Raw genomic sequence first — 13,696 nt, forward strand, 5'->3', positions numbered from 1 at the left:
TCCTCAATTCTTTAAAATACGTTTGTCGATAAGTTGTTTAACCGGTGTTTGTAGATTAATTTAAATCCGCTAAGAATGTGTGTAATGCTTGCACTTTCTCAGTTAACGCCTTGTACTCATCTAAGTATAACGATTGTCGGCCGTCTGACCAAGCCTCATCTGGATTTTGATGAATTTCAATGATCAAGCCGTCAGCGCCAGCAGCCACCGCAGCCATAGCCATTGATTCAACCCACTCACGTTTCCCTACAGCATGACTCGGGTCAACCACAATTGGTAAGTGCGTTTTTGAACGTAAAACAGGAATAGCTGATAAATCTAAAGTGTTTCGCGTACTTGTTTCGTAAGTACGAATACCACGTTCACATAAGATCACATTCGGATTACCTTGGGCTAATATGTATTCAGCCGCCATTAATAAGTCTTCGATTGAAGCAGCCATACCGCGTTTTAACAAGACTGGTTTTGTCGTTTGACCAATTGCTTTTAATAAGTCGAAGTTCTGCATGTTTCGTGCACCCACTTGGTACATATCGATCCCATCGAATAAATGCACTTGTTCAACAGCCATCACTTCTGTCACCACTGGTAAGTCGTATTTCTTACCAACAGCCTCTAACATGTCTAAACCTTCTTGCCCTAACCCTTGGAATGCGTATGGAGATGTACGTGGTTTGAACGCCCCACCGCGTAACATATTGGCACCTGAATCTTTCACCGCTGCAGCCACTTCGTCTAATTTATCCAAGCCCTCGATTGAACATGGGCCACCGATCATGGCAAAATGACCGTCACCAATTTGGATATTGCCTACTTGTACAACTGATGGCGCCGACTTGTATGATAAGCTCGCTCGTTTGTATGGCTCTTTAATATTAGCTAAAATCGTTTCTTCCGTTTCTGCAGTCATTACTTGTGTATTCATTTTATTTTCTCCTTTTTTTAAAACGCAGTATCATCATTCATTTTCCAAGGTTGGTATTTAAGCAAGAAAAAAAGCCCTTTACAACAAAACCACCCTTGAGTGATTTTTGTTGTAAAGGACTTTCTTGTGAAACTAGCGTCTATGCTAGTTGCTTAAGAACTAAAGCCATATCCTTTTTTAAGTACAACAAAATCACCTTTACCAAAACCGTAAAAGTAAAAGTAAAAGTTGAAAAAGTTATAGAATGTTGTACTTAGTAATGATTTCATGGCTGTAGTCCTCCTCTCGCTATTTGATAATGCAACTTTAGCAGTCTTTTTTAACCTTGTCAACAAATTTCTAATTCAATTCTAATTTTATCTAAAAAAAAACACCTCAGCTTGTAAAGGGGGAGCTAAACAAGCTGAGGTGTCATAATTTGATCAAATTAGTTTAGTTTTAAGACTTGGCCAATGTACAAGTTGTAGTTTGATAAGCCGTTCAATGTCATTAACTCATCTAAGCTTAGACCGTTGTTTTTAGCGATACGGTATAAAGTTTCACCAGATTTAACTGTATGTGTCTTCGCGCTTGAAGTAGCTGAAGAAGATGCAGTTGATGTAGATGAACTTGTGCTAGCTTGACTAGATGAACTTGTTGACGCACTTGAAGACGCTTGACTAGATGAAGCTTGGCTAGATCCACCAGTTGTAAATACTTTACCTGGGTGAATTAAGTCAGAACCACCATTTAAGGCCCGGGCTTCCGCTAACGAAATACCTAAGGCACGTGCTACAGTGTAAATACCGTCACCAGATTTAACAGTGTAAGAGTTACCTGACGTTGACGCAGATGATTGGCTAGTTGAAGCACTTGAAGTTGACGTAGCTGAACTTGAAGTCGCTTGACTAGATGAAGCTTGGCTAGATCCACCAGTTGTAAATACTTTACCTGGGTGAATTAAGTCAGAACCGCCGTTTAAGGCACGGGCTTCCGCTAATGAAATACCTAAGGCACGCGCTACAGAGTAAATACCGTCACCAGATTTAACTGTGTAAGAGTTACCTGATGTTGATGCTGAAGATGAACCAGTGTTACCACTTGAGCTTGATGAAGAAGACGAACTTGATGTAGAAGTTGTCGACTGACCAGCTTTAAATACTTTACCTGGATGGATCAAGTCAGAACCGCCATTTAATGAGCGTGCTTCTGATACTGAAATACCTAAGGCTTTCGCTACACTGTATAAGCCATCACCAGATTTAACTGTGTATGATTTACCTGATGTTGATGCTGAAGATGAACCAGTGTTAGCACTTGCGCTTGATGAAGAAGACGAACTTGATGTAGAAGTTGTCGACTGACCAGCTTTAAATACTTTACCTGGATGGATCAAGTCAGAACCACCATTTAATGAGCGTGCTTCTGATACAGAAATACCTAAGGCTTTCGCTACACTGTATAAGCCATCACCAGATTTAACTGTGTATGATTTACCTGATGTTGAAGCAGATGAACTAGTTGAAGCACTCGAAGTTGATGAAGATGCACTAGAAGTCGCTTGACTAGATGAACCTGCAGTAAATACTTTACCTGGGTGGATTAAGTCAGAACCGCCGTTTAATGAGCGTGCTTCTGATACTGAGATACCTAAGGCTTTTGCTACACTGTATAAGCCATCACCAGATTTAACTGTGTATGATTTACCTGATGTTGATGCTGAAGATGAACCAGTGTTAGCACTTGAGCTTGATGAAGAAGACGAACTTGATGTAGAAGTTGTCGACTGACCAGCTTTAAATACTTGGCCTGGGTGGATCAAGTCAGAACTGCCATTTAATGAACGTGCTTCTGATACAGAAATACCTAAGGCTTTCGCTACACTGTATAAGCCATCGCCAGATTTAACTGTGTATGATTTACCTGATGTTGAAGCAGATGAACCAGTGTTAGTAGCTGTTTCTGTGCTTGCTGAACTAGACGATGAAGATGCGCTAGATGAAGCTACAGATAAGACTTGGCCTGGGTGAATTAAGTTAGAAGTCAAGCCATTTTGCGCCTTAACCTCTGCAACAGTTACACCTAAAGCGCGTGCCACAGTGTATAAACCATCACCAGCTTTAACTGTATAAGACTTCCCACCATTAGTAGATGATGTTTTTCCTTGTGCAGATAAGTTTGTAGTTGCACCTGAAACTGATGCAGATGTACTTGAGGTTGAACCAGCAGGTGTATCATATTGTGTTAAACCATGTGTCGTAATTAAGTTGTTTAATTTACCACCATAGCGGGTATCAGTTGCGTAAGTACCAGTTAAGGCAGCAGTCGCATCTGTGTATGAACTTGTATTTGATTTCCAAGTACCTGAATAAAATTCAGAATCCCAAGAAACACCATTAACCATTTTATTCGCGTAGTCATTTAATGACTCTTTGTATGATGGGTAATCACGGAATGAATCTCTGATTTGGTAGTAGTTACCAGAACCATCATCTTCAAGTGTGTAGAAAGTTACACCCTCGCCGTTATAAGTCCCTTTAATCCCGAATAAGTTGTAGTATGGTGCTGCTGATAGACCTGATACACCCCAGTTAGACTCTAAAATCGCTTGAGCAATCATTACTGAAGCATACAAGTCGTTATCATTTGCTAGCTTATAAGCATCCGGAATGATGCTATCTAAGAAAGCATTATTGGTTGATGCAAAAGTAACCGTCTTCCCTTCGCTCGCTTCTACTGTTGGAATATCGATATTTGCACTTAAACTTGATACAGCAAAAGCAGAACCTAAAACGATAGCCCCTAAAGTTGCTGATTTTTTGGAAATTGACGCAATTGATTTGCGCGACACTGCTTTATTTTCCTCAATAACCAATTATACTCCCCCTTGTAATTTTTTAATTGTCAAAAAAACTAAACTTTCACAACCTAAATTCTATCTAAAATAATTTTATTAAGAAAGACTTAATTTGTGTTGATGTTATTATTTAATATTTGTAATATTAGTGTAATATTGTTTACCGAAAACCTACGGTAGATTAAGCTATTAATGTAGAAAGAAGGAATGGTATGTTTCAAAATATTGTCACCGTGACGCATCAAATAATGAAAGAAAAAATTCACAATGGTGACCATGTATTAGACGCGACGGTAGGTAAAGGTAATGATACCCTGCTGCTTTCACAACTAGTTGGCCCTGAAGGTATCGTCTACGGCTTAGACATACAAGCACAGGCGATTGCATTCGCTGAAAAACGCCTTTTTAAAGAGGCAAAATTTAAAAATACAAAATTGTTTGTAAAAGACCATAGCGAATTAGACCAAGTCATTCCGGCCGATGAGAAATTGCAATTAGCCATCTTCAACCTCGGTTATTTGCCTAGTGGAGATAAGGAAATCATCACCCAATCAGAGACCACTATCAAAGCCATTCAAACGGTCCTTGAACGCTTAGATAAGATGGGGGTGTTACTGATTGCTTCATACGTTGGTCATCCGGGTGGTATGGAAGAATTTGAAGCGGTTCAATCTTATCTCGAAAAATGCGACCAAAAAAGTTATAATGTAGCTATGTTCAATTTTTTGAACCAAAAAAACCTACCTCCACGATTATTTATCGTTGAAAGGAGACAATAAATGGCAGCAATCAAATCCATGGCCGGTAGCAAAAACCGCCAAATTCTTGTCCCAGCAATTTTCCATGTCCTACTCGTATGTCTCATGGCAGTCCCCGCCTTCATGACATTACAAGCAGTCAACACGTTTAACTGGGCAAATTTTCTACTATTAATATTCTGGCAATTTTTACTTACACAGGTCTACTTATTATTTTCTAAGCAAAAAGGACTCACACTCATTAAGAATATGATCATCTTAGGTGTGGTCGAAGTTGCCCTAATCGCCATTTTAATTTTTAGTCCCGTAACTATTTTGGCAAAAGGATTACTCTTCCTACAATGGTTATTGATTCATTTAGTGATTGGTACGCATAACTTACTGCCAGTATTGCCCCCATTATTTATCGCAATGGAAATGGTCATCATGCAAAACATCGTAGAAATGGCCAACGCGCAAGTCTTATTAACCGGTTTAGGCCTTATCAAATTCCTATTCTACCTAGCAGTATTCTCCTGGTTATCTAGCTTATTCATGGATTACCGTTCTGAAGGCGTAGAAATCGCTGGTAAAAAATCTAACTCAGCAAGAATGATGAAATTACTGGCTAGCTTTGCGGTTGTCGTCTTGATCGTCGCTATCGCTGCAAGCTTCATTATTCCAGAATCATTAAATGGTCAAACAATCGCTTTATTCATCATTTCATTAGTGATTATGGTTTACAGCCTATTCCTTAAAAAGAGACAATAAATTAAAAGAACCCGCTTTGAATGGTTGCTAGGACCAAATCAAAGCGGGTTTTGTTATTTTGTTAGCATATTTGAAATGAAGGATAAGAAAAAGGATATTATCGAGACAGCCTTTAAAATCATCTCAATAATATCCACAATATATAGTCCCAAAAAATTAACTTTTCATTTTAAATGAACAATGTTTAGAATCAATTTTCGATAATAAATTCCCTGCATAAGAAGCCCATATAGCTACGAATAGGTCGAATAAAAGAGAGCCTATTTTTGAAACATCGAATGATACTTGAATACAAATGCGAACTTTTTGCTGCTTCTAGGTCGCTAGAGATCTCCGATATTTCAATATCTTTCAAATTTAAAGCAAAAAAAAAAGACTAGCTAAACAGATGTTTAACTAGTCTTGTGGGCTGTTGCCCTAATTGTTAAAATTTAAATTAGATTTACGCTTTAACAACGTTAGCTGCTTGTGGTCCACGGTTTCCATCTTCGATTTCGAAAGAAACTTCTTGACCTTCTTCTAAAGATTTGAACCCGTCACCTTGAATAGCTGTGAAGTGAACGAATACGTCGTCAGCGCCGTCGCGTTCGATAAATCCAAAACCTTTTTCTGCGTTAAACCATTTAACTTTACCTTGTTCCATAATAATAGAATCCTCCTCGTGCTCATGCACATATTTCTTTAGTAATTCTTGCACGGCTCGAGTAAAACTTTTAAGTGCCTAGCACTTTTAAAAATGTATAACTTTTTACCTATCCAAAAATTCTTACTTTAGTATAACATGGATCAATACATTTAGCAATGATAAATTATAAGTAAAGTTATTTTTATCATTCAAAAACACCATATTCCTGTAAACTTAAGAAAGCATCGCCACCTACAATGATGTGATCCAATATTTCTATGCCAATCAACTCCCCCACTTCAGCCAACCGTCTGGTGAAGTCGATATCCGCCTGAGAAGGCGACGGATTACCTGACGGATGATTATGGGCGACAATAATTCGCGCAGCAGACGCCCGAACCCCTTCTTTAAAGATTTCCCTTGGATGTGCAACTGAAGCATTTAAACTTCCAACGAATATGGTCTTCTCTTTAACGATTTGGTTTTTTGTATTTAGATATAAGGCCATCACATTTTCCTGCTGCAGGTCTTTCAACTTCTCAATACAATAATTCCCCGCATCTTTCGTTGACATAATAACGCCCAATTTTTCCTGGTTAGATTGGTATAAGCGCCGGCCAAACTCTATAGCAGCCTGTATTTCAACCGCCTTAGCTGGTCCAACACCTGGCAACTGGATCAAATCATGGTAAGATGCCGTACGCAAATCATACCTCGTCCCGAAATGCTGGATAATTTTCATAGCCAATTGAATGGCGTTCAAACTCCGGTTCCCCGTCCGTAATACAATAGCCAATAACTCATACATAGTCAACGATTCTGCCCCGTGGGTCATCAACCGTTCCCTCGGCCTAATTTCCTCTGGCAGCTCATGTATCGTTGTCTTTAATAACACTTGATTTTCAGTCATCCTTTCACACCCCTCTACCATATTTATACGTGGTAAAAGTGCTAACTTGACCAATCTAATTATGAATAGAAATCAGGTTTCGCTTTATTTTTTTGGCAAAAAGAAAAACGTGCAACTTTCGCTACACGCTCTCTCATAAATCCACTTATATTTTTAGCTGATGCCACAGGAAACCCTAGAACAAACCAGTGATTTCTCCATCTTTTTTAATATCCATATCCAAGGCTGCTGGATGTTTTGGCAAGCCTGGCATCGTTAACACATCACCCGTCAAGGCTACAATAAAGCCAGCCCCGATTTTTGGTACCAATTCACGTACTGTCACATCAAAGTCTTTTGGTCGACCTAGGGATTTTGGATCATCAGATAGTGAATATTGGGTTTTCGCCATACAGATTGGTAAACTACCCCAGCCATTTTTCTCGAAACGATGCATTTGATTTTGAGCTTTCTTAGAAAAGACAACATCGCGTCCGCCATAAACTTTCTGCACAATGGCACGGGCTTTCTCTTCTAAATTCGTTGCTTCATAAGCATAAGTCGCTTTAAATTCCTGGTCATTACCATCAATTGCCGCTACGACAGCGTCCGCCAAGTCCAAACCACCCTGGCCACCATCAGCCCATACAGATGATTTCACACACACCACCCCAAGCTCAGCACATTTGTCTAAGACAACCTGTTCTTCAGCTTCCGTATCCGTTACGAATTCATTCACACAAACAACCACTGGCACTTGGAAATTTTGCATGGTTTCAATATGTTTTTGCAGATTGGCAAAACCAGCCGCCACCGCTTCAACATTTTCGCCTTCATTCAAGTCTTTCACTAAAACACCACCGTGCATTTTCAATGAACGAATAGTCGCTACAACAACGACTGCATCAGGCGCTTTTCCAAGGACGGGCACTTTAATGTCCATGAATTTCTCGGCCCCTAAATCAGCCCCAAACCCAGCTTCAGTCACCACATAATCCGCCAACTTCAAGGCTGCATGTGTTGCCACAACTGAGTTACAACCATGGGCAATATTAGCAAAAGGCCCACCATGCACAAATGCTGGCGTATGCTCCAAAGTTTGCACTAAATTCGGCGCAATTGCGTCCTTCATGACCAAGGTTAAAGCACCTTCAGCCCCCAAATCAGCTACAGTAATTGGCTGACGGTCGCGGTTTTCCCCAATGACAATCCGGGCAAAACGTGCACGCATGTCTTCTAGGTCTGTCGCTAAACATAGAATCGCCATAATTTCTGACGCCACAGTAATGTCAAATCCATCTTGACGCGGGAAGCCGTTCCCAACACCACCTAAAGCCACTGTAACCTCACGTAAGGCCCGGTCATTCAAGTCAACTGCCCGCTTCCAAGTCACTCGGCGAACATCAATATTCAATTCATTCCCTTGGTGGATGTGGTTATCGATTAAGGCAGATAAGGTATTATTGGCCGTTGTAATGGCATGCATATCGCCTGTGAAATGCAGGTTAATATCTTCCATCGGTTGAATTTGTGCGTAACCACCACCGGCAGCACCACCCTTAACGCCCATAGTTGGCCCTAAAGACGGTTCACGCAAGGCAATCATGGTTGACTTACCGCGCTGACTCAATGCGTCCCCTAAACCAACAGTTGTTGTCGATTTCCCTTCACCTGCAGGCGTCGGGTTTATGGCTGTTACCAAAATCAATTTGCCGTTCTCATTCGATTCAATTTTTCCCAAGGTTTTTGCTGGTACCTTGGCCTTATATTTTCCATATAAATCGATATCGTCCACATTAAAACCAATTTTTTCAGCAATTTCACTTATCGGCGCCAACTCATTTTGTTGGGCAATTTGAATATCTGTTAACATGACAAAACCTCTTTCTATGACATCATTTTCTCATTATATTCTAGCATACTTCACAGCAAATCTAATACTTTCTTGAAAAAGGACGATTTCTCTCTTTGCTAGCCAAATTGCCATAGATAGGGGTCCTAGCAAGCTGACATCTGCCCCTTTTGCTAAAAAGCACTTTCGTATTAAAAAAGACTGGCCCACGAGGGTACCAGTCAAATTTGCTTAATCGATAAATGGCAAGGCGTCACCAAGACGGCCAACGACTGCTAAAACGCGGTCGTAGGTTTCATCATCCGGGGCTACCAAATCAGGGACCATGATCACGTCTAAACCTGCTTGATAAGCAGCATTAACGCCATGAATAGAGTCCTCTAATACGATTGTTTTCTCTTTGTCTAAGTTGAAATCAGCCACAACTTTTAGATAGATTTCTGGGTCTGGCTTAGCGTTTTCAACTTGGTCACCACCAAGCACACCTTTGAAGTATTTGCGGATACCTGTTGCCTCTAATAAATACTCCACTGTTTCGATATTTGATGATGATGCTACATAGCAATCAATATTTTTAGCTGCTAACGTATCCAACACTTTGATTAAGTCGTCTTTTAAATCAGGGGCTTTATCTTTGATGATTTCTAAGTAACGTTTATCTTCGCGGGCTAATAAGGCTTCTGCTGCTTCTCTGTCACCAATGGCTTCCTCATACATTTGTAGGGTCTCTTTCTCGCCAACCCCAACATATTTTAGGTAGTCATCCATGGTGAATTCGATTCCTATCGATTCGAATCCTTCTTGGTTTACTTGGGCGTAGATCTTCTCAGTGTCTAGCATTAACCCGTCCATATCAAAAATTACTGATGTTTTCATAGATATCCTCACTTTGTAGTTTTTCTCGCACTTCAGATATAAAGTAGAAAGAGCCACAGAACACTACTACGGCATCTACATTTTCTGATGCGGATTGCTTATAATCATCATACCAATTATTCACAAATTTCGCATCTGTAGTGACTAAATAATCGTCTTCTTTTCTCGCTTCTTCATAATCAAAAGTGGTGACATATAGTTCGATGTCTGAATGTGCTTGGATATAGTCTAGTGAGTCGTTAATTTCCTTACGGTCTAAACTTGAAAAATACATGATAATTCTCTTATCCGCAAAAGTCGCCTTTAATTCTTTCAGCAACACTTTAATGGCTGAAATATTGTGGGCGCCATCAATAAAAGTGGCTGGCTTGTTAGCAATCAATTCCATACGACCTGGTAAAGATGTCGCTTGAATGGCTGCAATGGCTGTTTGTTGGTTAAAATACAAGCCATTTCCCTTTGTAAAAGCGACAAAAGCAGCGTAAGCTGTCCGAGCATTCCATACTTGGTAAAAACCAAGTTGCGGAATATCCATCTGCGGTTGCAATTTATAAGAAATCAATTGACCTTCTTCTTGAGTCACTTTGTCTTGGATAATAGCCAAGTATTCTGGGGCAATTTCCCCAACAACCAGGGTATCCCCATGGTGCATTATGCCGGCTTTTTGCTTGGTAATGGCAAATTCATCTTCACCTAAACTAGGAATGTGGTCTTTACCAATAGAGGTGATGACCCGGACGGCATGTGGGAGAATATTGGTGTAGTCCTTTTCGCCACCTATCCCTACTTCAATGATCAGTAAATCGACGTCCGCCTGGCCAGCATAGATAAAGAAGGCTACAGTGAGGACCTCGAAATAGGACATGGATTCTATTTTTAGGGCTTCGATATGGTGACGGACTTCGTTCATGAGTTGAATAAAGGCTTGGTCGTCGATATTTTCTTTATTGTGACGAATACGTTCTGTTATGGACGCCAAATGTGGTGACGTGAATAGGAGGGTCGAGTAACCGTGATCTGTCGCCATTTGCTCGATAAAACGACAGGTTGACCCCTTGCCGTTGGTACCAGTCACGTGGATTGCGGGTGTTTTTAACTCTGGGTGGTCGTAGCGGTCAAGCACACTTGCCATCCGTGAAAAATCTTTTGGCGTCGACTTAGTGTACACGCCCAACCATTGTTCGATTTGCGCCATATTATGCATTAAAATACCCAATTTCATGCCCCCATTTTTCATTATCATATTTCAGACATCATTCTAGCACGGAAAGTCTTTTAAAAGTATTTTATTTGTGTAAATCACTGGGTATATTTTTGCTGCATGGCCTAAGTGATTCAATCCGAAAAAAGAAGCCGACTATTTAAGTTAAGTCAGCTTCTCAAATGGTTATTTTGGGTCAAATTAGCCTTGTAATTCAGCGATTCTTTCTTTAGTAGAAACTAATTTATCCCGGTAATCTTGACCTTTTTGGCGTTCTTCTTCAACGACAGCTTCAGGGGCATTGGCCACAAAGCGTTCGTTAGACAATTTCTTCTCAACCCGGTCTACTTCAGATTGCCATTTGGCTAATTCTTTCTCCAAACGGGCAATTTCTTCTTCGATGTTAATAAAACCAGCTAATGGTAAGTAAATGTCTCCACCGTCAAAGAATAAGGTTACCGCTTGATCTGGCGCTGTAGCACTTGTATCAATCGTAAAGCTTTCTGGGTTGGTGAAGCGGTTAATGAAGGCAATGTTGTCTTCAAGGGCTTGACCTATTTCAGCGTTCCGTGGCTTCACAATGATTTCGATTGGTTTAGATAAGGCCACGTTTTGTTTGTTACGAGCATTACGGATTGCTTTAACCAGTGAAATCACGTAGTTCATATCAGAAGCAGCTTTTGGATTAGATAAGTTTTCATCTGCCGTTGGGTACGCAGCTGTAACGATTGATGCCTCTTTATGTGGAATATGCGCCCAGATTTCTTCTGTTACAAATGGCATGATTGGGTGCATTAAACGTAGAATGTTGTTTAATGTATAGGCCAATACTGAACGGGTTGTCGCTTTCGCAGCTTCGTCCTCACCTTGTAAAGTTTCTTTAGCCATTTCGATATACCAGTTACAGAATTCATCCCAGATGAAGTGGTACAATGAACGACCTGCTTCACCAAACTCAAACTTATCAAAGTTTGCAGTAACTGAAGCGATGGTTTCATTTAGACGTGTTAAAATCCATTGATCTTTGATTTCAGTCACGTTTGATAAATCTATTTCATCATAAGTTAAGTCATCAAGATTCATGATGGCATAACGAGAAGCATTCCAGATCTTGTTAATAAAGTTCCAAGCAGCTTCCAGTTTCTCTTCGTTGAAACGGATATCTTGACCAGGTGTTGAACCAGTTGCTAGGAACCAACGTAAAGCGTCAGCACCATACTCGTTAACAACATCCATTGGGTCAACCCCGTTACCTAGAGATTTGGACATCTTACGCCCTTGGCTATCACGGATTAAACCGTGGATTAAAACATTCTTGAATGGACGACGACCAGTGAATTCCAACCCTTGGAAAATCATACGGGCAACCCAGAAGAAAATAATGTCATACCCTGTTACCAATGTTGAAGTTGGGTAGTAGCGTTTAAAGTCTTCTGCATCAGTATCTGGCCACCCCATAGTTGAAAACGGCCATAAGGCAGATGAAAACCAAGTATCTAAAACATCTGGATCTTGTTCCCAGTTTTCGCTGTCAGCAGGTGCTTCCATACCGACATACATTTCACCAGTTTCTTTGTGGTACCAAGCTGGAATTTGGTGACCCCACCATAATTGACGTGAGATAACCCAGTCGTGGGCATTTTCCATCCAGGTCTTAAAGGTATTTTCAAAACGAGGTGGATAAAAATCAACACGGTCTTCAGTGTCTTGGTTTTCTAATGAATCGTCCGCTAATGGACGCATTTTAACAAACCACTGTGTTGAAAGACGTGGTTCAACAACGACACCTGTACGTTCAGAGTGACCAACTGAATGGACCATTTCTTCAACACGGATTAAGAAACCTTGTTCGTCTAAGGCAGCAACGACTGCTTTACGGGCTTCTTCACGAGACATGCCTGCAAATTCGCCTGCATTTTCGTTCATAGTTGCGTCAGCGTTCATCACGTTTATACGTGGTAAATCATGACGGTTCCCTACAGCAAAGTCGTTAGGGTCATGGGCAGGGGTAATTTTTACAATACCAGTCCCAAATTCACGCTCAACATACTCGTCCGCAACGATTGGAATTTCACGGCCAACAAGCGGTAAAGTAATGGTTTTACCAACTAAGTGGGTGTAACGGTCGTCATCTGGGTGAACTGCAACTGCCGTATCCCCTAACAAGGTTTCTGGACGTGTTGTAGCGATTTCTAACGAACCTGATCCATCTGTTAATGGATATGAAATATGGTAGAAAGCACCATTATCATCAGAGTAAATAACTTCCATATCAGATAAGGCAGTTTGGGCTTTTGGATCCCAGTTAATAATATATTCACCACGGTAAATTAAGTCTTTATTGTATAAGTCAACGAAGACTTTACGCACAGCTTCACTTAAACCGTCGTCTAAGGTAAAACGTTCGCGTGAATAATCAACAGAGATACCCATCTTACCCCATTGTTGACGGATTGTTTCAGCATATTCTTCTTTCCAATCCCACACTTGGTCAATGAATTTTTCACGGCCTAAGTCATAACGAGAAATGCCTTCTTCAGCTAATTTTGCTTCAACCTTAGCTTGCGTTGCGATACCCGCATGGTCCATACCTGGTAACCATAAAGTATCGTAACCTTGCATCCGTTTTTGACGGATAGACATATCTTGTAAAGTCACATCCCAAGCATGACCTAGATGTAATTTACCAGTTACATTGGGAGGTGGAATAACGATTGAATATGGTTCAGCAGTTTTATCTTCATTAGGGGCGAATACACCTGACGCTACCCATTGATCATAGCGACCTTCTTCAACCGCATTCGGTTGGTATTTAGTAGACATATTAGTCTCTTTCATGAAAGCTTCCCTCTTTCTTTGATTCATATTTTTGGCAAAATAAAAGCCCTATACTATAACAATCTATGTTTAGACAATTATAGTATAGGGCGCAAATTTCATTGCTCGGTACCACCTACATTTTTACTTCATTGTAAGGACATGAT

At 40.5% G+C, this 13,696-nt stretch carries 10 protein-coding genes; 2 read left to right on the forward strand and 8 right to left on the reverse strand.

Translation table 11 applies throughout. The features are described from left to right. Positions 1–55: 55 nt before the first annotated feature. Entirely contained in the window at positions 56–925 is an 870-nt protein-coding gene (gene aroF / locus ACUW85_RS04240) for a 3-deoxy-7-phosphoheptulonate synthase (protein ID WP_149255792.1), read from the reverse strand. Positions 926–1,352: 427 nt separating this feature from the next. Then, positions 1,353–3,779 (reverse strand): muramidase family protein, encoded by a 2,427-nt coding sequence (locus tag ACUW85_RS04245; RefSeq protein WP_182023346.1) that lies wholly within the window; start codon positions 3,777–3,779, stop codon positions 1,353–1,355. Positions 3,780–3,973: 194 nt separating this feature from the next. Here ACUW85_RS04245 and ACUW85_RS04250 point away from each other — a divergent pair, with 194 nt between their 5' ends. Next, the gene (locus ACUW85_RS04250; protein WP_149315403.1) at positions 3,974–4,540 is read left to right on the forward strand and encodes a tRNA (mnm(5)s(2)U34)-methyltransferase; all 567 of its coding nucleotides are present in this window, start codon (positions 3,974–3,976) and stop codon (positions 4,538–4,540) included. Continuing rightward, positions 4,541–5,269, forward strand: coding sequence for a hypothetical protein (locus ACUW85_RS04255; RefSeq protein ID WP_182023345.1), 729 nt, complete (start codon positions 4,541–4,543; stop codon positions 5,267–5,269). It begins immediately after the preceding gene. A 442-nt stretch (positions 5,270–5,711) separates the two neighbouring features. Here ACUW85_RS04255 and cspD read toward each other — a convergent pair whose 3' ends face one another. The 6 genes from cspD to ACUW85_RS04285 form a co-directional block, all read right to left on the reverse strand. Beyond that, positions 5,712–5,912, reverse strand: coding sequence for a cold-shock protein CspD (gene cspD / locus ACUW85_RS04260; protein WP_016896897.1), 201 nt, complete (start codon positions 5,910–5,912; stop codon positions 5,712–5,714). Between the two features lie 187 nt (positions 5,913–6,099). Continuing rightward, positions 6,100–6,804, reverse strand: coding sequence for a RadC family protein (gene radC / locus ACUW85_RS04265; RefSeq protein ID WP_048729512.1), 705 nt, complete (start codon positions 6,802–6,804; stop codon positions 6,100–6,102). A 175-nt stretch (positions 6,805–6,979) separates the two neighbouring features. Further along, positions 6,980–8,656, reverse strand: coding sequence for a formate--tetrahydrofolate ligase (locus ACUW85_RS04270; protein WP_149255794.1), 1,677 nt, complete (start codon positions 8,654–8,656; stop codon positions 6,980–6,982). A 210-nt stretch (positions 8,657–8,866) separates the two neighbouring features. Continuing rightward, the gene (locus tag ACUW85_RS04275) at positions 8,867–9,511 is read right to left on the reverse strand and encodes an HAD family hydrolase (RefSeq protein ID WP_149255795.1); all 645 of its coding nucleotides are present in this window, start codon (positions 9,509–9,511) and stop codon (positions 8,867–8,869) included. Further along, the gene (locus ACUW85_RS04280) at positions 9,489–10,733 is read right to left on the reverse strand and encodes a bifunctional folylpolyglutamate synthase/dihydrofolate synthase (RefSeq protein WP_149256679.1); all 1,245 of its coding nucleotides are present in this window, start codon (positions 10,731–10,733) and stop codon (positions 9,489–9,491) included. Before ACUW85_RS04280 ends, ACUW85_RS04275 begins: the two co-directional genes overlap by 23 nt. Before the next feature lie 180 nt (positions 10,734–10,913). Further along, positions 10,914–13,550, reverse strand: a complete 2,637-nt coding sequence (locus ACUW85_RS04285; protein ID WP_149255796.1) for a valine--tRNA ligase — start codon at positions 13,548–13,550, stop codon at positions 10,914–10,916. Positions 13,551–13,696 lie beyond the last annotated feature (146 nt).

The organism is Aerococcus sp. 150760013-2 (genome assembly GCF_053627715.1).

Excerpts from the sequence above, each read along its gene's own strand:
- aroF (WP_149255792.1), bottom strand. The coding sequence starts at position 925 with ATGAATACACAAGTAATGACTGCAGAAACGGAAGAAACGATTTTAGCT.
- ACUW85_RS04250 (WP_149315403.1), top strand. The coding sequence starts at position 3,974 with ATGTTTCAAAATATTGTCACCGTGACGCATCAAATAATGAAAGAAAAA.
- ACUW85_RS04255 (WP_182023345.1), top strand. The coding sequence starts at position 4,541 with ATGGCAGCAATCAAATCCATGGCCGGTAGCAAAAACCGCCAAATTCTT.
- cspD (WP_016896897.1), bottom strand. The coding sequence starts at position 5,912 with ATGGAACAAGGTAAAGTTAAATGGTTTAACGCAGAAAAAGGTTTTGGA.
- radC (WP_048729512.1), bottom strand. The coding sequence starts at position 6,804 with ATGACTGAAAATCAAGTGTTATTAAAGACAACGATACATGAGCTGCCA.
- ACUW85_RS04270 (WP_149255794.1), bottom strand. The coding sequence starts at position 8,656 with ATGTTAACAGATATTCAAATTGCCCAACAAAATGAGTTGGCGCCGATA.
- ACUW85_RS04275 (WP_149255795.1), bottom strand. The coding sequence starts at position 9,511 with ATGAAAACATCAGTAATTTTTGATATGGACGGGTTAATGCTAGACACT.
- ACUW85_RS04280 (WP_149256679.1), bottom strand. The coding sequence starts at position 10,733 with ATGAAATTGGGTATTTTAATGCATAATATGGCGCAAATCGAACAATGG.
- ACUW85_RS04285 (WP_149255796.1), bottom strand. The coding sequence starts at position 13,550 with ATGAAAGAGACTAATATGTCTACTAAATACCAACCGAATGCGGTTGAA.